18 protein-coding genes and 5 tRNA genes are annotated in these 24,728 nt (G+C 45.7%); 3 read left to right on the top strand and 20 right to left on the bottom strand.

Going from position 1 to position 24,728, the window contains the following annotated elements; genetic code table 11:
* Positions 1-39: 39 nt before the first annotated feature.
* The 19 genes from tuf to FCL48_RS11945 all read right to left on the bottom strand — a co-directional run bounded on the left by tuf (position 40) and on the right by FCL48_RS11945 (position 18,625).
* Positions 40-1,230 (bottom strand): elongation factor Tu, encoded by a 1,191-nt coding sequence (gene tuf, locus FCL48_RS12035; protein WP_136872532.1) that lies wholly within the window; start codon positions 1,228-1,230, stop codon positions 40-42.
* A 58-nt stretch (positions 1,231-1,288) separates the two neighbouring features.
* Positions 1,289-1,364: transfer RNA gene (locus tag FCL48_RS12030), tRNA-Thr, on the bottom strand.
* Between the two features lie 24 nt (positions 1,365-1,388).
* Positions 1,389-1,464, bottom strand: a tRNA-Gly gene (locus FCL48_RS12025).
* A gap of 37 nt (positions 1,465-1,501) precedes the next feature.
* Positions 1,502-1,586 (bottom strand) — tRNA-Tyr (locus FCL48_RS12020).
* A gap of 69 nt (positions 1,587-1,655) precedes the next feature.
* A tRNA-Thr gene (locus tag FCL48_RS12015) sits at positions 1,656-1,731 on the bottom strand.
* Positions 1,732-1,959: 228 nt separating this feature from the next.
* Positions 1,960-3,150: a quinone-interacting membrane-bound oxidoreductase complex subunit QmoC gene (gene qmoC / locus FCL48_RS12010; RefSeq protein WP_136872531.1), complete on the bottom strand. Its 1,191-nt coding sequence runs from the start codon at positions 3,148-3,150 to the stop codon at positions 1,960-1,962.
* A gap of 113 nt (positions 3,151-3,263) precedes the next feature.
* Positions 3,264-5,525, bottom strand: coding sequence for a hydrogenase iron-sulfur subunit (locus FCL48_RS12005; RefSeq protein WP_136872530.1), 2,262 nt, complete (start codon positions 5,523-5,525; stop codon positions 3,264-3,266).
* 6 nt (positions 5,526-5,531) lie between these two features.
* Positions 5,532-6,791 (bottom strand): NAD(P)-binding protein, encoded by a 1,260-nt coding sequence (locus FCL48_RS12000; protein ID WP_136872529.1) that lies wholly within the window; start codon positions 6,789-6,791, stop codon positions 5,532-5,534.
* 265 nt (positions 6,792-7,056) lie between these two features.
* Entirely contained in the window at positions 7,057-9,075 is a 2,019-nt protein-coding gene (gene aprA, locus FCL48_RS11995; protein WP_136872528.1) for an adenylyl-sulfate reductase subunit alpha, read from the bottom strand.
* Positions 9,076-9,128: 53 nt separating this feature from the next.
* Positions 9,129-9,545, bottom strand: a complete 417-nt coding sequence (gene aprB / locus FCL48_RS11990) for an adenylyl-sulfate reductase subunit beta (RefSeq protein ID WP_136815886.1) — start codon at positions 9,543-9,545, stop codon at positions 9,129-9,131.
* Positions 9,546-9,803: 258 nt separating this feature from the next.
* Positions 9,804-11,951 carry a DNA translocase FtsK 4TM domain-containing protein gene (locus FCL48_RS11985; RefSeq protein WP_136872527.1) on the bottom strand — a complete coding sequence of 716 codons (2,148 nt, stop codon included), beginning with the start codon at positions 11,949-11,951 and terminating at the stop codon, positions 9,804-9,806.
* Positions 11,952-12,050: 99 nt separating this feature from the next.
* Positions 12,051-12,479 (bottom strand): transcription antitermination factor NusB, encoded by a 429-nt coding sequence (gene nusB, locus FCL48_RS11980; protein WP_136872526.1) that lies wholly within the window; start codon positions 12,477-12,479, stop codon positions 12,051-12,053.
* A gap of 121 nt (positions 12,480-12,600) precedes the next feature.
* Entirely contained in the window at positions 12,601-13,068 is a 468-nt protein-coding gene (gene ribE, locus FCL48_RS11975; protein ID WP_136872525.1) for a 6,7-dimethyl-8-ribityllumazine synthase, read from the bottom strand.
* A 39-nt stretch (positions 13,069-13,107) separates the two neighbouring features.
* Positions 13,108-14,319, bottom strand: coding sequence for a bifunctional 3,4-dihydroxy-2-butanone-4-phosphate synthase/GTP cyclohydrolase II (locus FCL48_RS11970; RefSeq protein WP_136872524.1), 1,212 nt, complete (start codon positions 14,317-14,319; stop codon positions 13,108-13,110).
* Positions 14,320-14,365: 46 nt separating this feature from the next.
* Positions 14,366-15,022 carry a riboflavin synthase gene (locus tag FCL48_RS11965; RefSeq protein ID WP_136872523.1) on the bottom strand — a complete coding sequence of 219 codons (657 nt, stop codon included), beginning with the start codon at positions 15,020-15,022 and terminating at the stop codon, positions 14,366-14,368.
* A 15-nt stretch (positions 15,023-15,037) separates the two neighbouring features.
* Positions 15,038-15,640, bottom strand: coding sequence for a lipopolysaccharide assembly protein LapB (locus tag FCL48_RS11960; protein WP_169309197.1), 603 nt, complete (start codon positions 15,638-15,640; stop codon positions 15,038-15,040).
* Positions 15,633-16,772: a DVU0298 family protein gene (locus tag FCL48_RS11955; protein ID WP_136872521.1), complete on the bottom strand. Its 1,140-nt coding sequence runs from the start codon at positions 16,770-16,772 to the stop codon at positions 15,633-15,635. Before FCL48_RS11955 ends, FCL48_RS11960 begins: the two co-directional genes overlap by 8 nt.
* Before the next feature lie 37 nt (positions 16,773-16,809).
* Positions 16,810-17,442: a tetratricopeptide repeat protein gene (locus FCL48_RS11950; protein WP_136872520.1), complete on the bottom strand. Its 633-nt coding sequence runs from the start codon at positions 17,440-17,442 to the stop codon at positions 16,810-16,812.
* Between the two features lie 208 nt (positions 17,443-17,650).
* On the bottom strand, positions 17,651-18,625 hold the full coding sequence (locus FCL48_RS11945; protein ID WP_136872519.1) for a bifunctional riboflavin kinase/FAD synthetase: 975 nt from the start codon (positions 18,623-18,625) through the stop codon (positions 17,651-17,653).
* Between the two features lie 80 nt (positions 18,626-18,705).
* Here FCL48_RS11945 and FCL48_RS11940 point away from each other — a divergent pair.
* Positions 18,706-18,792: transfer RNA gene (locus tag FCL48_RS11940), tRNA-Leu, on the top strand.
* Between the two features lie 234 nt (positions 18,793-19,026).
* On the opposite strand, the gene FCL48_RS11935 is transcribed toward FCL48_RS11940, so the two are convergent.
* The gene (locus tag FCL48_RS11935) at positions 19,027-21,255 is read right to left on the bottom strand and encodes an ATP-binding protein (RefSeq protein ID WP_136872518.1); all 2,229 of its coding nucleotides are present in this window, start codon (positions 21,253-21,255) and stop codon (positions 19,027-19,029) included.
* Between the two features lie 548 nt (positions 21,256-21,803).
* Between FCL48_RS11935 and FCL48_RS11930 the strand changes: the two genes are divergently transcribed.
* The gene (locus tag FCL48_RS11930; RefSeq protein ID WP_136872517.1) at positions 21,804-23,756 is read left to right on the top strand and encodes a phosphoenolpyruvate carboxykinase (GTP); all 1,953 of its coding nucleotides are present in this window, start codon (positions 21,804-21,806) and stop codon (positions 23,754-23,756) included.
* 43 nt (positions 23,757-23,799) lie between these two features.
* On the top strand, positions 23,800-24,723 hold the full coding sequence (locus FCL48_RS11925; RefSeq protein ID WP_136872516.1) for a rhomboid family intramembrane serine protease: 924 nt from the start codon (positions 23,800-23,802) through the stop codon (positions 24,721-24,723).
* Positions 24,724-24,728 lie beyond the last annotated feature (5 nt).

The raw sequence follows: 24,728 nt of genomic DNA, 5'->3' as shown, positions 1-24,728 counted from the left end.
ACCGCTGAGACGACCAAGGCAATTACAATTTTCGAGGAATTAAGCGACAATCTCGCTAATAACTCCAGCACCTACAGTGCGTCCACCTTCACGGATTGCAAAACGAAGTCCGACATCCATTGCAATAGGAGTGATAAGCTCTACAGCCGCAGCTATATTATCACCAGGCATTACCATTTCAACACCGTCTGCAAGAGTCACAACTCCAGTCACATCCGTTGTTCTAAAGTAGAACTGTGGACGATAACCATTAAAGAATGGAGTATGACGTCCACCCTCATCTTTTCCTAAAATATAGCACTCCGCCTTGAACTTGGTGTGAGGGGTAATTGATTTAGGTGCAGCAAGTACCTGACCACGCTCAATCTCTTCACGCTTAACACCACGAAGCAATGCACCAATGTTATCTCCAGCCTGACCCTCATCGAGAAGTTTACGGAACATCTCAACACCGGTACAGGTAGTTTTCATGGTGTTCTTAATTCCTACGATCTCAATCTCGTCACCCACATGGACAACACCGCGCTCAATACGACCGGTTGCAACAGTTCCACGACCTGAGATAGAGAAAACATCCTCAACAGGCATAAGAAAAGGCTTATTAACATCGCGCTCAGGCTCAGGGATATAAGAATCGATGGCTTCCATGAGATCCCACACACACTTAGCTTTCACTTCATCTTCAGGATTCTCAAGTGCAAGAAGCGCTGATCCTTGAATAAAAGGAATATCGTCCCCTGGGAATTCATACTTATCAAGAAGCTCACGGAGTTCCATCTCAACGAGTTCGATGAGCTCTTCATCATCTACCATGTCGCACTTGTTCAGGAAGACAACGATAGCAGGAACACCTACCTGGCGAGCAAGAAGGATATGCTCACGGGTCTGAGGCATAGCACCGTCGGTTGCAGCAACAACAAGTATTGCACCATCCATCTGGGCAGCACCAGTAATCATGTTTTTGATATAATCTGCATGACCTGGGCAGTCAACGTGAGCATAGTGACGTTTCACGGTCTCATACTCAACGTGAGCGGTAGCGATAGTAATTCCGCGCTCTTTTTCTTCAGGTGCCTTGTCGATATCACTAAAGTCGGTAAATTTGGCCTGACCCTTTGTGGACAATACACGTGTAATTGCAGCGGTCAGCGTGGTTTTACCATGATCAATATGGCCTACAGTACCGACATTGACATGCGGTTTAGTCCTATTAAATTTTTCCTTTGACATTTCCTTGTCTCCTCAGACCGTTGAAAAGTTTTTTCGAAGATTACTAACGGTGTCCACATGGAGCCCACGACCGGAGTTGAACCGGTGACCTCATCCTTACCAAGGATGCGCTCTACCAACTGAGCTACGTGGGCAACTTGCTGCAACACAAACAAAAATGGAGCGGGAAACGAGACTCGAACTCGCGACCCTCAGCTTGGAAGGCTGATGCTCTACCAATTGAGCTATTCCCGCTCGGATATCATCACCCTTACAAAAGGCAAAGAAAGAGTGGTGGAGGGGGGAGGATTCGAACCTCCGAAGGCTGAGCCGACAGATTTACAGTCTGTTCCCTTTGGCCGCTCGGGAACCCCTCCTAAAGAACCGTCTGAAAAAGACAGCATCCTTTTAAACTCTTACAATCACTTTGTAAAGTCTTTTTTTTATGGAGCTGGCGATAGGACTTGAACCCACAACAACCTCATTACAAGTGAGGAGCTCTACCAATTGAGCTACGCCAGCTTACAAGACGAGAGAATATACTCAGTTGATTTTTTTAATGCAAGAAATATTTTGCATTTTATTTGTATTTTTTAAATAGGCACTCTAAAAACTACTCGTCGCTTCATGAATTACTCAAGTGCTCAGACAACACAATACACCCTCTTTTATCAGGGTGTACAATAAAAAAGGCCTGATCAATTGACCAGGCCTTTTAGGTTCTTAAAGCTACGGCGCTACAAAGAAGATTTACTTATTTTGAGCAAAGATACTTTCTCTATATTTTTCAAATGTATAGGCTGTTGTTCTATAGAGAAGATGTGCAAGTTTCGTATAAGGCAGATATAAAAACAGCATCATTACAGATACGAGGTGTAAAAAGTAAACGATATATCCGAGTACCGGCATACCAGCCCATCTCAGTAACTCAGCGGCAATACCGGTAACACCAACGGCTGTTATTTCCCAGATCAGGAACCAGTCATAAAAGGTGGCCTGGGCTGACATTTCCGTTTCCATTTTCTTGCGATTCGACCAGAGTACAGCAATTCCAAATATCAGGGCAATGGCACTGACGTTTGCAAGAAGCTTAAAGGGATCCGTCAGAGGCAGTGGTCCGTGCAGTGATGGCCAGATAAGTCCAAGAACATCATTTTTTAACAACGACCAGCAGGTAACAATGAAAAGTCCAATAAAAGCAAGCATCAATGGTAGATGGCCCCGAACTCGATTCAGATGGGTTCCACATTCATTGAAACGGGAGTGCTTGATAATCTCCACAAGGGAAGGCCAAATAAAATCGGTTACAAACTGACCAACGGAAGGCCTGTACTGTGGGTTCATATCAGCTTGCTCAGACATGGCCTTCCACATCTTTGAGATCCCCATAATCCCAGAAAATAAACCAAGACCTAGGCTCGGCACCATAAAGGCTACAATAAAAAAGATGTTTTTGGCGTACCATTTGAAATCCCAGTGGCCAAAGAACTGCTGATAACCATGCTCGGCAAAAAATTCCTTATTAGGGATATGCATACCTCCGGAAATAAGCCACATGAAAAAAATCACAACAACAGGAATGCCAATCATCATTGGCAAGCCTTTTGCGCTTGATGCAAGCTTTGCCAGAGGCTGTGGCCAGCCGTAAAAAGTGTACGCATAGGAGCGGATAGCACTCAAGACATCTCCTGGTTTCGCTCCACGTGGACAGTTTGCTGTACAGTCACCACAATGATGGCAAAGAAAGACATCAGGATCTGTTACAAGCTTGTCTTTCATCCCCCACCCTGCCCAGATCATCTCCTTTCGAGGGAAAGGTTTTCCATCCTTGGAAAGAGGGCACATAACAGAACAGGTTGCACACTGATAACATTTTTTCAGTGTATCCCCCCCTGCCTCCTTCAAGGTTCTTATAAAATCTAAATCCGGTTGAACATTCATTTCTTCCTCCTGCTCTATTATCAATTTTTACTGTATCGTATCGCGAGTGTTAAACAAAAGGCCCATCAACTGGCCACAAACAGATATCTGTGGCCAGCATTGATAACAACAGGTTAGAAGCCTTTAAATGGATTTGGACCCATCTCAACGATTTCTTCTACGAAATCATTGATAATATGTGGGATCTTATCGTAATCGGTAATGGCAATCTGATTTGCTGCACATCTTTCAGGCTCAAGCCCTAAAGTTGACAAGGTATCACCGATATTTTCCATTCGTTTATTGGCGATCTCGGATCCTTTAACAAAGTGACATTGATAGTCGTCACCATAAGTACAGCCAAGGAGCATAGCACCGTCCATTCCAGCTGAGAGTGCATCTCTAATCCAGGCCATATTCACGGAACCAAGGCAGCGAACAGGAATAAAGCGGACCATATGGTTAAGTCCAAGACGTTTCATACCGGCCATATCGATTGCAGGATAGGCGTCATTCTCGCAAACAAAAACGATAATTCTCAGTCTGTCTTCATCGTCTTCAGGAACCTCCACCGATTTAATCATGGAACCGATCAGATCGATATTGTAATCTTTAAAGCCGATAATACGTTCAGGACAAGCACCCATACACGTACCACATCGACGACAACGGGTTGGGTTCGGCAGCGGTGTCCCCTTCTCATCATCATCAAGAGCACCAAATGGACACTCTTCAGTACAGCGTTTACACTGGGTACATCTCTGCATGAAGAACTCAGGATATGTTGAATCACCCGAACGTGGATGAACAGAAACGCCGCGATCCGAGGATTCAATACACTGAATAGCTTTTAAGGCAGCTCCAGTTGCATCATCTACCGCCTCTTCCATGGTTTCGGCTTTTCTAACACCACCACAGGCATACACGCCAGTACGTCTTGTTTCATATGGGAAACAGATGAAATGGGAGTCAGCATACCCATCAAACAGGTCAAGGTCATTAAAACCTGGGCCCTGCCGATATGCCAGGTTGATGGACTTTTCATGCAGGGTCATTGGTTCCATACCCGCTGCAAGAACAACCATGTCTACATCTATGGTAATATCTTCGCCAAGCAGAGTATCTTCAACGGCGACCCGCAGACCTCCGCCATTTTCCTCCACCTTGGTAACACTTCCCTTGGTGAGGAATATGCCATCGTTCGTCTGTACATTTTTGTAGAACAACTCCATACTGCCAGGGGTTCTCATATGCTGATAGAGGATAAAGGCCTGACCGTCTGCATTATCCTCACAGACATACTGTGCCTGCTTCAATGCCACCATGGAAGTAACTGAGTTACAGTATGGAAAATCCTTGTCATTATCCTTACCACCTGGACTTTGAACAAATGCAACTTTGGCTGGTACCTTGCCTGCTTTTGAGAGTTTTTCAAATTCAGCATTTGTAACAACGTTTGGCAGAACACCATGACCAAGATGCTCAAACTGGGAAACGTCTGCAGGCTTCCAACCGGTAGCGAGAACTACGGAACCCACCTTGGTTGCATCTGGGTTGATTGATGTATATTTCTTCAACCCTGCATTTGGATCTTCTTTTTCGCCTTTATTAATAAGATCCTGCTCATCAACAGTTACTTTTGCAGGAGCATCCCACTCTGTTTTGCTGTTGGCAGCCTTAAAGGAAACTCCAAAATCTCCAGGCGCGCCGGTAATACGAGCAACTTCGATTCCGGTTTTGATTGTAATTTTAGGATTTGCCTCAACTTCAGCTATCAGAGCCTGGATTGGGTTTTCTTCTAAATCAGTCCATGGCGCCTTGGTTGGAAAAGACTTCCTCCAGCCAAGAGCCTTACCACCGAGCTGGTCTTCCTTCTCCACTAGAATGACATCATACCCAGCAGCAGCAGACTCCTTGGCGGCGGTAAGTCCTGCAAGTCCACCACCCATAACCAGAATGGTTTTATTGATGACTTCAAGCTTAAAAGGAGCAGGAAGTTCTGTTTTCTTGGCACGGCTACAGGCCATACGCATATAATCAGCTGCCGTTTCGGCGAGAAACTCAGCGGCTTCTGCGTGGGGCTCTTCGCCTTCTGCAGGTTTTACCTCTGCCCACACAACCTGCTCTCGCAGATTTGCACGCACTGTAATTTTTCCTTCACCAAAATTGAACTCATTGGTCATGACTCTTGGTGAGCAGGCACCAACAACCACGGTGTTCACACCCTCTTTGATGTCAGCTTCTATGAATGCGCGGCCAGCAACACCGCAGAGACATTCGTGGGTTTTACATTCCATTGACATCTCACCAGTTACAACTCCGGCGAGTGCCTCAAGGTCAAGCGCGTCACCAATGCCACAACCAGCACAAATATATGCGCAATATTTCTTATCCATCGATTCTTACCTCCTGGAAACTTGAATAGCCTTTAAGGCTGCAGCAGTTGATGATTGAGTACAGGTAACAACATCTGCAGCTTTCTTAGCGCAACCTGCTGATATCATAGCCTTGTCAGCATCTGAAATGACAAATCCGTTTGAATCCATCTGCAGAGTTACAGGGGCTCCTTGTAATGACAAGGAAGGCTGCATACCCGTGGCTAATACTGCCATATCGACTCTTTGGGACATCTTTTCGGCGGTTACAGCATTTTCAGCAATAACAGTTACACTACCATCTGCTTCGATTGTGATATCAGCGACCTTACCTTTAATAAAGGTTGCATTTTTATCCGCCATTCTCGCTTCACGGAATTTTTCATATTTTCCAGGAGTACGTAGATCAATATAAAACACGTAGATCTTAGCATCAGGATACTGCTCTCTCACGTAAGACATCTGCTTGAAGGTTGCCATACAACAGATATGGGAACAGTATTCAAGGTGATTCTCATCACGGGAACCTGCACACTGAACAAAAGCGATTGACTCAATCTCTTTATTATCTCCTGGACGAAGAATCTTGCCACCAGTGGGTCCACTCGGAGCGGCCATTCTTTCGATCATCATATTAGTGACGATAGACTGGGACTGACCAAATTTTAGATTTTCCATTTTTGTTGCGTCGTATGGTACCCAACCGGTAGCCCATACAATGGAAGCAACATTGATGGTGCAGGTCTGTACCTGCATGTCAAGATCGACTGCATTATATTTGCAAGCCGATTTAACTGCCTCGGCACCCGCTGCAGTCAAGCCCTTTTTGTTAATGACATAGCGTCTTGGGAAAGCCATCTCGTGGGGCAGATAAGCGGCTTTGCTCTTGTTCATGCCAAAGTTGAAATCATTGTCGATTTCATCCGGACAGGCAACAGCACAGTCACCGCAGGCTGTACAGTTACTGTTTACATAACGTGGAGCAGTCTCAAGGGTTACCTCGTAATTACCCGGACCACCAGTCACAGATTTTACTGTGGTCATGGTGTAGGTTCTGATTTTACGATTATCTCTTATACGCTTGAAATTGATCTCAAGCCCGCAACTTGGGGGACACATTTTCGGAAAATATTCATTGAGTTGAGCTACTCGCCCACCGAAGCTGGCGCTCTTTTCAACAAGAAACACGTCATTTCCGACTTCAGCGGTTTCAAGAGCAGCAGTTAACCCGCTGATTCCGCCGCCTACGACCAAAACTGCACCAGAGGTGCCTTGCTCGTCAGTCATACCTAACCTCCATAATTACCTAAAATATTGTACTATTGCCACCCGAACCCATCGCTTACCCCACAAAGGGGAAGCTTTGCAATGGCAACTGTTAAACGTAAATACAACCCCAATAAACTTGTCCATATGTTTTAGCTTATGTTGACTGGAGATGCAAGCTCTCTGCAAGCAACATAAAACAAAACAATAGATACAAAAAATCTCCAGAAGTCGAAGACTTCTGGAGATTCATTTTACTTCATATCAAGATACTACCAAGTCTCAATTAGAGCCATGGGTCGGTTGGTAGAATATTGATACACTCAACTTTCTCACAGAGCCATTCTTGGGTCTCTGGGTTAAAAGTGGAGTTTACAAAGCACTTCCAGTTTTCATCATCACAAGTTGGGAAGTCAGATCTGTAATAGAATCCTGGGTAACGGGATTCTTTACGGAACTCAATGTGACGAATGTGAGTCTCAACACACCAGATACGATGGTAGTTTTCCCAGCAACGAAGCAGTTCATGCAGGTCGCCAGCAGCCATTTTCTCTGCATCTTCACGAAGAAGCTTGAGGAGATCAAGACAGATGTTGAGGAGTTTACCAGAGGTCATGTAATAGGTCGCAACACCACCACCATACTCATCGGTAGCTTTCATGAGACGCATCATGAGACCTGCAGGCTTGCAGTAGTTAGGGTTGACATCGGCAGCGGTGGAGGCTCCTTTGAACTCTTCATAGAGTTTGACTGGTGCATAAATCTCATCAGCAATCTCTTGAGCAGTCTGCTTGAGCTCTGGTTTGAAATCAGCATTGTCACGGCAGAATTTAACCATCTGCTTAGCAGCAATACGACCCTCAGCATGGGAACCGGAGGAGAACTTATGTCCGGAAGCACCAACACCATCACCAGCGGTGAAGAGACCGTCTACGGTGGTCATACGGTTGTAGCCCCACTTGTACTTATGAGCACGGGACTCATTAGCAACGTCTGGAACCCAAGCTTCCTCTGGACCAGAAGTCCAGATACCACAACAACCGGAATGTGATCCGAGCATGTATGGTTCGGTAGGCATAATCTCAGAACCAATTTTCTCTGGCTCAACGTTAGCACCAGCCCAAAGACCAGCCTGACCTACTGACATATCGAGGAAATCTTCCCAAGCCTCAGACTCGAGGTGTTTCCAGAATTTCTTCAGTGACTTCTCATCCATTCCTTTTGCTTTACGATCATCAAGGAAGGCATTAAGAGCAACATCAGTAGCCATATAGATAGGACCGCGACCTTCACGGAGCTCATTGATCATCAAGTGGTTACGCAGACAGGTAGGAGTAACTGCAGAAGCGCCATAAGGCATGAACTTCTCGAGTTCTTCTTTTACTGCATCGCTGTTTGCATAGAACTCACCAAGACCGTTCTGTACTTTGGCTTTGAAGAGAAGGAACCAAGCACCAACAGGACCGTAACCATCTTTGAAACGAGCTGGGGTGAAACGGTTTTCCATCATGGTAAGAGTAGCACCAACCTGAGCACACATAGTGTAAGTGGAACCTGCGTTCCATACTGGATACCATGCACGACCTTTACCTTCACCAGTAGAACGTGGACGGAAAATATTAACCGCACCACCACAAGCAACCATTGCAGTTTTGCAACGGAAAACGTGTACTTTGTTCTCACGGGTTGAGAAACCAGCTGCACCAGCGATCTGGTTTGGCTTGTTCTTATCAAGAAGAAGCTTAACGATGAAGATTCTCTCCATGATATTATCGGCACCAAGAGCGGTAGCTGCAGGCTCAGCAACGATACACTTGTAAGACTCACCGTTGATCATGATCTGCCATTTACCGGTCCGCACAGGGGTTCCACCTTCACGAAGGGTTGGCGCAGGTTTTGAACCATCAAGGTTCTCACCATCAGCATCTTTCTTCCAAACAGGGAGGCCCCATTCTTCGAAAAGCTTAACTGACTCATCAACGTGACGACCGCAATCATAGATCAAATCCTCACGGACAACGCCCATAAGGTCATTACGAACCATCTTTACATAGCTCTCAATCGGATTGTCACCGATATAGGTATTGATAGCAGACAGACCCTGAGCAACTGCACCGGAACGCTCAAGGGATGCTTTATCAACGAGAACAATTTTCATATCTTCTGGAGCCCACTTTTTAATTTCAAAAGCAGTTCCACAAGCAGCCATTCCACCACCGATGATGAGACAATCAACATCATGTTCCACCACCTCAGGGTTCACTACGGCTTTGAGTTCACCTTTTGGTTTATTTGGTAATGCCATTTTCAAATCTCCTTAAAATAAAGATCTTGTAGTTAAAAAGTTTCTAACTCAACTTATTTAGGGGTAGGAAGGTTGGCCTCGAGGAGCAGACATTCGTCATCGAGATTAGCACCTTTCTGTCCAGCATAAGCATTGGCAGCACCCTCAGCGGTAGTGCGAATTGGGAACTTGAAACGCTTCATATTTCCATTACGGAACTTAACAGTCCACATAATGGAGTCAGAAGATCTCATTGGATGAACCTGGCCGCCCATAGGTACGAAGTCATCGTATCCACGAACAAAGATTGCGCCTTGTGGACAAATTTTAACACAGGAATAACACTCCCAACATGCATCAGGCTCTTGATTGTAAGCCTTCATCTCCTCAACGTTTAATACCATCAAGTCGTTGGGACAGATGTACATGCACGCCGTTTTGTCTCCACCTTTGCAGCCATCACATTTGGCAGGATCTACATAACTTGGCATTCAACTACCTCCTCAGTTTTGTATTAACTGTTGTGACCCTGAACCGACAGGGTCCACTTAAACTATTTACTTCTAAAAACAACTTGTCTGCACACTTTCTAACAACAGCACGAAAAACAAGTAACACCTTTTAAAAACGTATATTATTACTCATATTGAAATCAAATTTCTGAATGAGCACTCATTTTTTTCTCAAGATATTTTTATATTAGGTTGACTGTCAATTGTCAAGAAATTTTATTCCGAGGCCTAGTTGGTCTAGCTATAGTCATTTCGCACAATGACCTCTCTTGGCTTGGCACCATCGGCCGGCCCAACGATCCCTTCTTTCTCCATAGTCTCAATCATTCTGGCGGCCCTGTTGTAGCCTACTCTCAATCGCCTCTGCACCATGGAAATAGAGGCCTGACCGGCCTCAGTGACTATTGCAACAGCCTCGTCATAGCGATCATCGAAATCCTCTTCACCCGCCCCACCATCAGGGTTGTCATCTTTCTCAATCTCTTTCATCACCCCTTCGTCATAGGTGGAATTCCCCTGATTTTTCCAGAAGTCCACGATATCAGAAGTCTCTTTTTCGGAGATATAAGCCCCATGAATTCGCTTTATGGAAGATGTTCCCGGAGCGAGAAACAACATGTCACCGGCGCCAAGTAAATGCTCGGCACCAGAAGCATCCAGAATGGTTCTTGAATCAATTTTAGAAGACACTTTAAAAGAAATCCGCGTTGGAAAGTTTGCCTTGATCAGGCCGGTCAGAACATCGACAGAAGGGCGTTGTGTCGCCAGAATCATATGGATGCCTGCCGCTCTTGCCATCTGAGCCAGGCGGGCAATAGCCGCCTCCACATCCTTTGAGGCCACCATCATCAGATCGGCAAGCTCATCAACTATGACGACAATGTATGGAAGCTTTTCTGTATTTGTCTGATTATAGGAATCAAAGCTCTTAACCTTGGCTTCCTCAAGGAGCCTATAGCGACGCTCCATCTCACGAACCGCCCAGTTCAACGCCCTTGACGCCAGCTTGGGATCCACCACAACGGGGTGAAGCAAATGAGGAATGCCTTCATAGCCGGACAGTTCAATTCTTTTTGGATCAACCATAAGAAAACGAACTTCCTCTGGAGTGGCGTTATACAGGATAGAGGCAATAATCGTATTGATACCGACACTCTTTCCGGCACCTGTAGCGCCAGCTATGAGAAGATGAGGCATTTTAGCAAGATTTGCCATGGAAAGATTACCCACAACATCAAGACCAAGTGCAATGGCAAGTTTGTGGGAGCCAGACCGGTATTGTTTAGCCCCTATCAGCTCCCGAATGTAAACTATCTGACGGTTATCGTTTGGTATTTCAATACCAAGCGCCGCCTTGCCGGGCACTGAACCCACCACACGAACAGACTGTGCCTTGAGCCCAAGCGCCAGGTCATCTGCAAGGCCAGCAATTTTATTAATTTTCACCCCAGGGGCAGGAGAATATTCATAGGTTGTCACAACTGGTCCTGGTGAAATCCCAACAACCTTACCGGAGACACCAAAGTTTTCCAGCTTCTGCTCAAGCTCCTTGGATAACTGGTAGTACACTTCCTTGTCGATTTTTTCATGAACCTGCTCGCCACTATTGAGCAATGACAGCGGCGGAAGCTTCCAGTCACCTCGGGCAACCGGCATTGCGGCGAATTCTTCATCTTTTGCACTGGCCTTATTCGACCTTGCAGACTCTTTTACGACCGGAACCGCACTGCTTTCAGCCACAGGCACTTGGACGACCGGCCCTTGGACCACTGGGGACTCTGAATAAACCTCCGCCTTTCTCACCTGGGGGGACCTGCGTTCCCTGACCATTTTTTTCTCTCTCCGGTTGTTCATAGCCGAGGTCGAGAGTTTCTTGATCAGCTGCACCGCCATTACAAGGACCTGATAGGGTGAAAATTGCGCGGACAGCATAAGAGAAATGAGAAAAACCATCAAGAAAACAAGGACTGTTCCCCCGTGACCAACAACAGCATCTAAAAGTACGAATCCTGTTTTCCCCAAGAATCCGCCAGCGCCGAGATAGGAAGAGTCATGGATAGTAAAGGAAGAGAGCAGGCCACAAAATGAAATAATTGCTCCGGTCAAACCTGCAATGACGTGGGGAAGACGCTGAAAACTTATTTTAGAACCAAAAAAGAGAAAAGAAGAAATGAGGAGGAGCGTGGGAAGCAGATACGCTCCCCAGCCGATAAAGCCAAAGAGGACTTCAGCGATAACGCTGCCAACTTTACCGCTCCAGTTGGCATCAAATTTAAAGATATATGCAAATAAACTTAAATAGAGAAAAAGCGAAAGAGAGATTCCGAGAACAGCAAGAGCTTCCTGTTTTAATCCCGGCTTGGGAGGTTCATTTTTTTGAGCCATATTGGTTTAACCACTTCTTGATTTAACATTTATGAGAATCCTTCGGGCACACATCTACCCGGAATTTACCATAATTGCAAGAAGAGGCCCAAGAGGCATTTACGACTTCTGACCGGTTAAAATCGCATCAAGAATACCGTTGATAAACTTTGGCGATTCTTCTCCTGCGAATTTTTTGGCAATCTCAACAACCTCGTTGATTGCAACTTCCGCCGGTACATTGTCACCGTAAATAATTTCGTACACAGCAATTCTCAGCAGATTTCGATCCGTGGCAGCAATACGTGATAAACGCCAGTTACTGGCAGCCTTGCTGATCTGACTATCTATTTCGTCAAGCCTTGGACATATCCCTTTGAGCAGGCTCAGAGCATATGACTTGGCTTTTTTATTCACCTGAAAAAGGGTGCAGAAAAGATCAAATCGTTCTTCCAGATCATAACCAAATTCCTGCCCTTGAGTTATGGTAAAATCTTCCTGATACAAAAACTGGAGGGCTGTTTCCCTCGATATACGCCGAATACCCATTATCTCTTAAGGTCTCTTCTGAAAATTGATAAAACCAAAAAGGGGCAGCCGAAGAAATCTCTTCCAGCTCGCCCCTCATACCATGGCAATACTTTACCGCTTCGTATTTTTACGACACGGATTAATGCAATGCTTCAATGATATTTGCCATTTCTATTGCCGCGATGGCCACATCGCTTCCCTTGTTACCGGCCTTGGTACCGCTCCGCTCTATAGCCTGTTCAATGGTCTCAGTGGTAAGCACACCAAAAAGTACAGGTACCCCTGTTTCAAGGCTTGCCTGTGCGCTCCCTTTGGAGACCTCGTTGACAACAACATCAAAATGAGGTGTAGCACCACGGATAACAACTCCTAAAACGATTACAGCATTGTACTTTTGAGAACCGGCAAGTTTTTTGGCAATCAGTGGAATCTCAAACGCACCAGGGACACGTACCACATCAATATCAGAATCCGCTGCACCTGAACGTACAAGGCTGTCCAGTGCGCCTTCCAGAAGCTTTTCAACGAGAAAAGAGTTAAACCTTGCAACAACAATAGCAAACTTTTTCCCATCAGCCTTCAGGTTACCTTCAATAAAATTAGCCATTTTTCACACCATTATTTTTTTAGAGCCTTAGGCTGTACATTAATTATTAACTTCTATAAGATGCCCCATCCGGTCCCGTTTGCACATCAGATAGTCTTTGTTTTCCTTACCAGCAGGCATCTCCAGCGGCAAACGCTCAACGACCTCGATACCATAACCTTCAAGACCAACTATTTTTTTGGGGTTATTGGTCAGGATCGCCATTTTGCTCACCCCGAGGTCTCGCAGGATCTGGGCACCAATTCCATAATCGCGAAGGTCGCTCTTGAAGCCTAATCGATGATTTGCCTCAACAGTATCTACACCCTCATCGTCCTGCAGACAATACGCTTTCAGCTTATTGACAAGGCCTATCCCCCGACCTTCCTGCCGCATATACAAGACAATACCACTGCCCTTTTCATCTATCATCTTCATGGCCGCCTTCAACTGCAGACCGCAGTCACAACGGGCAGAACCAAAGACATCTCCTGTAAGACACTCGGAATGGACACGAACAAGTACCGGTTCATTCTCGCTAATATCACCTTTGACAAGTGCTATGTGTTCGAGATTGTCAACGGAGTTGGTATAAACCACAGCCTTGAATTCCCCTGCATGTTCGGTTGGAACCCGGGCGACAACCTCACGTTTGATCAGCATATCCTCTCGTAGTCTGTAAGCCACGAGATCTGCGATGGTAGCTATCTTGATGTCATGAATCTTAGCAAACTCTTCAAGATCAGACATTCTCGCCATCGTTCCATCTTCATTCATGACTTCACAGATGACACCCGCAGGTATCATTCCAGCCAGCCGAGACAAATCAACGGAGCCTTCGGTCTGGCCGGCACGAACGAGCACTCCGCCTTCTCTTGCCCGCAGTGGGAAAATATGGCCAGGACTCACCAGATCTTCAGGCTTTGCATCTTTGGCTACTGCCGCCTGAATGGTACGTGCACGATCCGCTGCAGAAATACCAGTGGAAACACCTGTTTTTGCTTCGATGCTGATGGTAAATCCAGTACCGTAAGGAGAAGTGTTTTTGGGAACCATCATGGGCAACTGGAGCTTATCGACCATCTCGCCTGTCAGGGTAAGACAGATAAGCCCACGACCATGGGTTGCCATGAAGTTGATCGACTCCGCATCAACCATTTCCGCGGCCATGTAGAGATCCCCTTCATTTTCCCGGTCCTCATCATCAACCAGAAGAATCATCTTTCCGGCCTTAATGTCTTCTATTACTTCCTCAATTGAACTCACAGCCATAGTAATTCACACTTGTTTAAAAATTAGTAACATTACACTCTAAGGATTATATAAATCCGTGTTGAGCTAAAAATCCGGGATTAAGGTTATCTTTTGCATTTTCAGCGTATCCATCTTTGGGAGCAAGGAGCTTTTCAACATACTTGCCGATAATATCCACTTCAATATTTACCATACTGCCCACTTTCAAGAGCCCAAGGGTGGTCATCTTCAGGGTATGGGGAATGATCGATACCGAAAACGTTCCCCTGCCACAACTGTTCACGGTAAGACTCACCCCATCTATAGTAATAGAACCTTTTTCAATTATGTACCTACCATGCTCAACAGGCAGAGAGAAGTTGAAAATAGTATAGTTACCAACTTCTTTTTTACTGGTGACAGAGGCCATACAGTCAACATGACCGGAAACAAGATGGCCACCGAGCCTATCTGCAAGACGAAGAGCCCGTTCCAGGTTAACGGAGTCCCCGGGCCCAAGAGTTCCAAGCTTTGTCCTCGATATCGTCTCCGGCGAGACATCAGCGGTAAAATGGTGACCGCGAATATTATAGGCCGTAAGACAGATTCCGCTTACCGCAATGGATTCACCTTCTTCTGGATCAGCTATAGGGAAATCAGCTTCAAGATCAAAGGCGAGGCCACCACCAACATTTCTCTTTCCTCTTATCTTGCCGACCCCTGCTATTATCCCTGTGAACATCGCAATTCCTCAGTTCTAGAGTGAAGCATCAAGGGCTGCTGCTTTTTCTAAAAACTGTCCCGCCATATTTTCATGCTTAAAGTTTTTGTGAATAGAACTAATGGTCCGATATGCATCTGCGGCTTTAGATTTTTCACCCTGGTCAAGATAAATTTCTGCCATCTTTTCAAGGGTATCAACCGTACCTTGTGGATCCCGATTATCCTGATAATGGTCGAGAATATCAAGACAGAGCTTAACCGCTTGAGGGTGATTTCCAAGTTCTTTATTCGCCTCTACCATCTTATGCATCACCGCAAGAATACTCATACGGTCGTTGGCTTTATCACATATTTCAAGAGCTCTCTGATAGTGACTCAGAGCACTTTCAAACTCCTTGCGTGCAAGGCAGACATGGCCAAGCTGGTTACTCGCATTCGCAATGCCAGAATCGTCTTTTCTTTCTTCAAAACCAACCAGTGCATTATGCAGTGCCACAGCGGCCTGGCCGTAATTTTGATTTTCGTAGTATTTTTTCCCTTCGTTATACTCAATCTTGACGGGGTCCATCTCTTTTTTGGCCGTATCATTAGCAACCGGCCCAATAGAATCGAGAGGTTGTATAGTATTGCTACTCATTTGTTTTTCCTTCATGTATTGCTTGCATTGCGATAGCTGCCTGTTCAGAGACGGTAGTCGTCACCAGTTTACCATCAACACAATACAAGAACTCTTCCTTATCGTTTGTCAGTCCCATAATCTGAACCGCTGCTTCAGATGCCTTAATCCTGCCAAGCAATCTCACCACCTGCCCCCGGACCTGAGCCTCGGGGTGCTGCAAAAAGTGAAAAAGGTTGTAAAAAGGTGTCTTACGAATAAGATCAGGTCGATCCCCTGCGATTTCAGCAAGCCCCCAGATAGTCTGATTGCGCGTCGACGGCTCGCCGATATAGTTGAGCAGATACCTGGAAAATGCGCCGAAGATATCAGGCCTGAGTGAAATAACATATCCGATCGTTTCAACCATGCCCCAGGGAGTGGCCGCCGAATCCGAGCAGGCTTCAAAAAGTCGATGAAGCAGTTCAGAAACCGAACCCGGCTCCCGTGTGGAAACCCGCTCGCACACCTTACCGATCACATAGGCAATATGCCATCTTTTTGCTTCGTCAGGAGCATAGAGCAGGCGTTGCATTAGACGAAGGGTTTTTTTATCATCAAGACAAAGCCCAACCAGCTCGTCAATATTTCCTTCCTCGACATACTGCTTCACTAAAGGCTTACTCGCCTTACGGCGAACACGGGCCTTGTCAGGTACAGGCTCGACGGTAACACTCTTCTCTTTTTTCAGATCCGGGAGGATCTCCTGTAACGCGGCCTCCTGCTTGTCCTTAATGCGCTTGGCAATATCCTGCATATCCGTGTGCAATCTGACGAAATACAAAACTCCACGGACAGCACGACCGTCTACATTTTTCTTGGCAACAACCTGATTGTGCTCTTCATCATAGTTCTCGATCCTGCCGGTGAGATAATCATCTTCGGGAAGCAGCTCCCAGGCCAAATCCGGATTATCATTACAGGCGTAGACCAGGGTTTCAACTATTGCAGCGCCAACATTATGCCCCGTGACATCACAGGTATAAACAGCGCCACAAAGACAACGTCCGACGGGGAATTCGTTCATTCTCCTTTCAGGGGCATGGGATGGTTTCCCAACAGTCTGGCCGCAGAAAGGACACCACGGACGAACCACATTATGATCTTTAGACATTATTACTTCCGCTCTCAATTTTCAGGGGACGGTCTCTCTATTGTGCCAGTTTTTCCTGCAGCCTTGACACAAAATTAGGATCAACTGAGTAGCCAAGTTCCTGCGCCTTATCCGCGTGGACCTTCGCCTCGCTGAATCTTTCTGAAAAATAAAGGGCAACCGCTAAATTATTATGTCCCAGTGGCGAATCCGGTTCCAACTCAAGACCTTTCGTCGCCGCAGCAACGGCTCTGTCATCATAACCTTTCATCGTCAGAACAGAGGTCAGATTCATCCAGGCGCTGGCCAGCTTGGGATCATTCTGAATCGCTTTTTCGTAGGATGCTATGGCTTTTTCAAGATCATTGCGCTGCTGCCAAATCAGTCCAAGGTTTGCATAGGCCTGGGCACTCTCATTATTGACGCCAAGTGCCTTTTCATTCATTTCCTGGGCCTTATCCAGATTACCCTGGCCAAAGTATATAGCCCCAAGATTAATCATACTTTCAATACTCTGATCATCTATTTCTATGGCACGATCCAGCATCTGTATCGCTTCATCTATACGTCCGGCTTTCATGTAGACCAGTCCAAGATGATGAAATGCCATCACAGACTTCGGGTGTTCTTTACATTTTTTTTCAAGCTCTTTTATGACTGTTGGCAAATCTTCTTTCAAGTTTTCTGACATTGCATCCTCTAGTTATAAATCACGAAAATAATATATAGTAACTTTTAATAAGCGTATTAATGAATTGGAGTGGCAAGCTCAGCTCTTCACCAAACACAAAGGGAAGAGATGAGAATCAGTGCCTGTATTGAGCGCCTACACTATAGACACCTTGGGCTTTCTTGCAACAATAAAATAGTCGTCCTTATCTCAGCAAAGCCTCAGGACTTTAATCTTTATCAAGCTCCTCAGAACAGGCAAGACTCAACTCCAGAGCTTGTTCCTGCAACACCTGTTTTGCAACAACCACATCTTTGGCGATCTGTTCAGCCAGGTCAGCGGCACCTTTAAACTTCACTTCTCCGCGTAAAAACTTGAGAAGATTCACCCGTATTGGTTTGCCATAAATATCTTCGTTAAAGTCAAAGATATGGGTTTCTGCAACAAGCAGTTCTTCTCCAAAGGTCGGATTATAACCAATATTTAAAATTCCCCCATAGCACCGCCCACCATAGATAACCTGAGCAACATAAACCCCATGATGGGGAACCAGATCTTCCTTATTAAATTTGAGATTTGCTGTTGGAAAGCCAATCAACTTCCCACCCCGCTGTTTACCCACCTGAACGGTCCCGCGGATCTGATAGTTTCGTCCTAAAAGTTCACGGGCTGCAGCCATCTTGCCTTCCTTGACAAGCTCACGGATTCTCGTGGAGCTCACCAGCTGATCATTTGCATAAAATGCATCAACCACAGTAACTGGAAACCCATACTGCTGGCCCTGCTTCTTCAAAAAATCGATATTACCACCGCGTCCTTTACCAAAGGCATAGTCATAACCTACGACGAGCTCTTTGATGCGCAGAGTGCTGATAAGAAAATCCGTTACAAAAACATCAGCAGAGGTTTTTGCAAACTCTTTGGTAAAAGGTATCACGACGAGAACATCAATCCCCGCGGCTTCAATGAGCTCAGCCTTCTGCTCACAATTTGAAATAAGCTTTATCCCGCCAGGCAACAGAACCTGGAGTGGATGAGGGTCAAACGTTATGGCAATACTGGTTCCTTTATTCCGCCTGGCTTTTTCAACCACTGTGGAAAACAACTGCTGGTGGCCGATATGAACCCCATCAAAATTGCCAATTGTAACACAAGGACAAGGAAATACCTGATCCCCCATACCCATATTTCGAAATATTTTCATTTTGCTCATCTACTTTTTTTATAATCTATCACAAGAAAGTCTTGACAAAACCCCGCTCAAGAAGCATATTCATGCGCGTTGCCGAAGTGGCGGAATTGGTAGACGCGCTAGGTTCAGGGTCTAGTGGGGGTCTCCCCGTGGAAGTTCGAGTCTTCTCTTCGGCACCAACTAACAATTCAAGGGCTGCAACCTTACTAGGGGTTGCAGCCCTTTTTTTGTTCCCACCTAAACACTCACTCCACAGCTTTTACAGCAAAGCACCTCCACTACAGTGGCACTTGAGGCCTGCGACAGTGTTTATTAACGAAGCCGTATAGCACGATTTACCAAGAGATGCAATCTTACATTGATCTTTTACTGTAATATCAAGATATTACATAATCACTACATTGAGCCTTCAGTCATCCTGAAACCTCTTCCCCCTCTGAAAAGGGAAGCAGAAAAGTAAAAATGGCTCCGGACGGTTCATTTTGTTCTGCCCAGATTTTTCCTTTGTGATCTTCAATAATCCTTTTGCAAATCGCAAGGCCAAGACCGACCCCAGCTCCAGCATTTGAAGCCTTACTTCCTTGAGCAAATTTTTCAAACACCCGCTCAAGTTGATCGTCTTCGATACCGATACCATGATCTACAATTCGCACCTTCCATGCCGGGCGGATCTCCTGATCGACCTCAATGTGATCCGTGCCAATATCGATATATATTTCCTGCCCAGCTGACGAGAACTTCAGGGCATTGGCGATCAGATTTCTCAGTACCTGATAGATTCGTATCTGGTTATAGCTTGACAACAGAGGAAACTGAGGTTTTTGATAGCTTAGAGTAATGTTCCTCTCATCCGTCATTGCCAGGAATTCAGAAACAATTTTGCCCACATCTTCTCCAAGATCATGCTCTCTGAAGTCAGAACATACAGGAAGAGACTCCAGGGTGCTGAGATCCAGCAAATCATTGAGAAGCTCCAGGAGAAGGTCGCCACTTGTGACGATCATTTTAAAATATGATTCAAGCTTACTCCAGTCCCCAAGTGCGGCCCGTTTTTCCCCAAGCCGGGCAAAACACAAAATAGAGTGCATAGGTGTGCGCAACTCATGGGACATAGAAGCGAGAAATTCAGATTTCGCCTCATTTGCAAGCTGGGCGGCATGCAGGGTTTTCTGCAGGGTGGACACATCAGAACAGATACCTGCCGTCGCATATATCATATGTTCACTGTTTCTCAGAGGGAACTTATGAATCAGCAGATTTCTTTCCTGGCCACCCAGCTGGAAGGTCCCTTCAATCTCGACGGACTCCCCGGTTGTCATAATTTCTGTATCACGAAAACTGAAAAAGTTTGCGACATTTTCTTCAAAGACATCAATGTCGCTTTGGTTTTTCAGTTGATCACGTGTCTTGCCACAGATTTTTTCAAAGGTCGAGTTCACTGCGATATATTTACCTTGCAAGTCCTTACAGTAGAGGGGCAATTCTATATTTTGCAGTATAGCCTTCATATACACTTCACTGTCAGTAAGCGGTTCGTGCCCAAAGCTACGGCTGTTTTTCGTTCCCACCGTATCCGTTCTATCCCGAACGGTAATAAAGAGAACCTGCTGATCAAACCACAGTACCCGACGAAGATTGATACAGACGTAATAGTCACTGCTTTTCAGACGAATCCAGCAGGAGAAAGAACATGTCTTTCCTTTTTTCGCCTTTTCGAGCTGATCGGCAATAGAATCCTTGCCACTCTCCGGCTCCCTGAGGATTTCTCTAAGCCTCTTACCAACCACCTCGTCCGCCAGTTCAGTCATGAAATTGAGCATTGTCTGGTTGACATCAAGCACCCTTTCAGCAAGATCTGCTATGACGATTCCATCGAAAGAATAATCAAACAGCTGACGCATTCTTGATTCCGCACTTTCTGCATCCAGTTCTCGCTGCCGATGTTTTTCCATCATGACCTCAAGATCCATCATGGACTGCGAAAGCCTGTATGTCTGCATCTTATAAAGATTGGTGGTCAGCAGATTATCCCAGTACTGTTCATTCCAATATTTCAACTGGCCTGTATTAAAAATTATAAAGAAGACCATGGCTGCAACCACCGGGAGCAGCTCGGGGGAGCCTGCAAGACCTGCGGTAACGATACCAGGTAAAAAAGCACAGCAAAGATAGGAGACGGCAAGACTGCGAAAGATAAAAAAGCTTGAGATGGCACCAGCCCCAATACCAACGGAGAGGATCAAAATAAGCACAACAGGGAGGTCAAAGAAAAAATAATAAATAAATAGAGCGGTGACGGTTCCCCAGATAGCAGCCATTGCAAGCGAACTGCGAAAGAGAATCTTGAGATATCTCTCCGTCTGCCCCTCAGGTCTATGCATAATCCGGTGTACCGCAAAGCCCCTCAAGGCAACTGCAATGGCCATGAGTGCACATAGTACACTAGAGGTTATCGGGGCAACGGAAAAACAATCCGAACCGACAAAAACGAGAATCAAACAAAGCGGCAGAATCCCCGTCCCCAGCATCGCTCGCTTTGCCAGCTCAAGGCACGCCTGCTGGAGCATTTCATCCCTGTCTTTCTGGCTGAGACTGATACCTCTTTGCTTTTCAGCCCTGATTAAATCTGGAAAATAAATCATATATATTTTTAGCTCCAGGAAGGGGGCAATCTCATCTTGGTGAATTTTAGAAACAGATCAACCAGCACATAACAATGATAGAGTTGACCACTCGCACAACTTCGTGCCTGTGGACAAATATACACCAGAACCAGAATCCGCAATAAATATTCACCTATCATTCTCATGCATTTATCTGTTTTTTTCAAGAACATGATCAGGTATGTCCCATCTAAAAAGATATTTTTAACAATAAAAACACCAAACAGAGCGTCACTACGACAGTTACCTGTGTTAGGACAAGATCTGATATTAATCACAAACACTTATACATAAGTCTATTTTATGTTATCTAAATCCCTTTGGCCATCCAAACAACCGTATAACAAAAGCTTTTGATCTCAATGATATCAGGACATTTTGTCCCATATTATTCTTGCCCCCCAGACAATCTTACTCTTGACTGTCCACACAAATATTCATATTATGGCAGCGTTTGATTAATTGACGATGAGTAATATCCAGACCATAAATGGTGTAAACTGAGCTATCTGTAAAAGGAGCATGGAATGCTTGAATTGAAAAAAGGCAAAGATATTCTTGAAAGTGTCGGTGGTATCAACAATATCACTGAAGCACGAGCAATCTTTGACAGCAAGATCGACGTTTCCAATAGAAAAAAGTTAGAAACTATTACAAATGAAGAAGCGCTCATTAAAATTGCCAATACCATCTCCATGTGTCAGCCGGACAGCGTCTTTATAAATAGCGGGTCACCCGAAGACGTTCAATGGATACGAGAATACTCTCTGCGACAAGGTGAGGAAAAAAAGCTTGCCAAAGAAGGGCATACCATTCATTTTGATCTTCCTGAAGATCAGGCCCGCCTGGTCAAGCAGACCTTTTACATAGTTAACGAAGGTGAGCAGATGAGTTCTCTCGCCAAAACTATTCCAAGAGCAGAGGCCACGGACTACGTAAAAACTTTCATGCCTGGCATAATGGCTGGTAAAACCCTGATGGTTGGTTTTTACAGCCGCGGTCCTGTTGGCGCTGAAGCCTGTTACCCTGCCATTGAGATTTCGTCTTCTGGCTATGTAATGCACTCAGCCGAACTCCTTTACAGAAACTGTTTCGCCGATTTTAATGCAGAAGCAAGCAGAGTTGGACTGTTTTTCACCAACCTACATTCCGAAGGTAAGAACACTCCTGAGAATGTGCCAAATGCCCGTATTTTTATGGATCGCAGCTGGTTCACCACATACTCAACATTCTGCACTTATGCGGGCAACACTCTATTACTGAAAAAAGGCAATCACAGGTTCAGTGTCGACTATGCAACGTACTATAAAATTGAGGAGCAGCTCTCTGAACATATGTTTATCACCGGTATGACTGGGCCTGGTGGACGAAAAACTTTTTTTGCAGGTGCTGCCCCATCTGGTTGCGGGAAAACAACCACCGCCATGGTTGGTACAGATTTCATTGGCGACGACCTGGCTCAGTTCTGGATAGATAAAGATGGAATATTACGGGCTATCAACCCGGAGAAAGGTATCTTTGGTATTGTCGAGGATGTCAACAGGGAAGGCGACCCCTACCTGATGGACTGTCTGCGTGGAGATGGCACAGAGGTTATCTGGTCTAACGTTCTTGTTAAAGACGGTGTACCTCACTGGGTCGGCAATGGCGAAGTAGCACCTGAAGATGGTATCAATTTCCAGGGAGAATGGTTCAAAGGAAAAACCGACGCTGCCGGCAAACCGATACCGATGTCACATAAAAACTCCAGATGCACCCTGCTCGCCTCTGCAATTGCCAACCATGCAACAGAGCTCTCTGAGAATCCTGAAGGTACACCGATTAAGGTTATAACGTATTCCGGCAGGGATTCCGACACCATGCCTCCTGTCTGGGTTGCCAAAAATTCCGATGCAGGGGTTGCAATTGGTGCGTCCATTGTATCGAAGGCAACGGCTACCGAGGTGGGTGCCACGGGCGTCAACAGACAGCCTTGGGCGAATGCCCCCTTTATTCCCGGCGCCCTAGCAGACTATATGAAGGCCCAATTTCTGTTTTTCAATTCAGCCAAATTCAGTGACTCCACCCGGCCTATCATGGCAGGCCTGAACTACTTTCTCAATAAAGAAAACAGAGGTGGTGAAGGTACTGCCCTACTCGGTGAAAAAAAGGATGTTAAAGTGTGGCTCGGCTGGCTGGAACTTTTTGCCAATGGTGACGTGCAGGCCATTACCACTCCCATAGGTCTGTTGCCCAAATACGATGATCTTCTTGCTCTTTTTAAAGGCATAAACAAGGAATATCCTCATTCTCTTTATGAAATGCAATTCTCTTTATATATTGACAAGATCGTTGCCAGGATCGATCTTCAAGAAGAAGCATACAATAAAGAACCAAATATTCCGAAAACCCTTTTTGAGATTTATGAGTCCCAAAAGGCTGAACTCCTTCAACTCAAAGAACAATTCGGCCCCATTGTAAGTATAAGCCAACTCAGCTAAGCCTCTGCTACTGGAGCCCGCTCAACCGGGCTCCAGATTTCATATGTTGTCCGTCTCCCCGGAACCATCCGATACTGAAGACCTCCAGGAAGTGAGACTGGTCAGTTTTTCAAGTATCGAAGGACTCAACACCAGCTCTCTGGTGCTCTCTGCTGCAGGGATATCCCACCGTATCCAGTTTATTCATAGCCATCATATAGAAATGTATGTGGACATATCGGTCCTGCAGGAAGCGCAGGAAGAGCTGCGACGCTATAGTGATGAGAACCGCAACTGGCCACCTGCCCCACCCACTGACAACTACGCCCCCGCCTTTCGGGCCATGGCTCCTCTTTGTATCGCGGGCCTGGTCTACATGTATGCGTTAAGCGGTGACTGGCATGTAAGAGGTATCTATTTTATTGCTGGTGCCGGTGATTCAGACCTGATTTTATCATCGGGCCAATATTACAGACTTATCACCGCCCTTACCCTCCATGCCGACATCGTTCACCTCATGAGCAACTGCTTACTAGGCGGCTTTCTTCTTCATTTTCTTCTGCTGACAACGGGTAACGGAATAGGTGTTTTTTCTGTTCTTGTAAGTTCTGCACTCGCAAACCTGATCAACGTTCTCGTCCACGGTTCAGACCATCATTTTGTAGGATTTTCCACAGCAGTCTTTGTGGTGATCGGAATGCTCTGCACAATGAATTATTCTGGAAAAAGCAGAAGCCAAAGCATTCATTTTCTCATGCCTGTGATGGCCGGACTCGCGCTCCTGGCCTTACTGGGGTCCAGTGGAGAACGCACCGATCTCGGTGCACATCTGTTTGGTCTCCTTTGCGGTCTACTCACAGGTAATATAATCCGACTGCCCATTTTTTTTGTATGGAGAGACTCCTTTACCATACAATTTTGTCTCATATCAGCCACACTTGCGCTCCTCTGGCTGAGCTGGCACAGGGCACTCTTTACCATACTTTAAGCCGA

It is taken from the genome of Desulforhopalus sp. IMCC35007 (genome assembly GCF_005116575.1).
In the GTDB taxonomy this organism is placed as follows: Bacteria; Desulfobacterota; Desulfobulbia; order Desulfobulbales; family Desulfocapsaceae; genus Desulforhopalus_A.
Note: the sequence above shows the minus strand (reverse complement) of the source record. Positions and strands in the feature narration are given on the sequence as shown.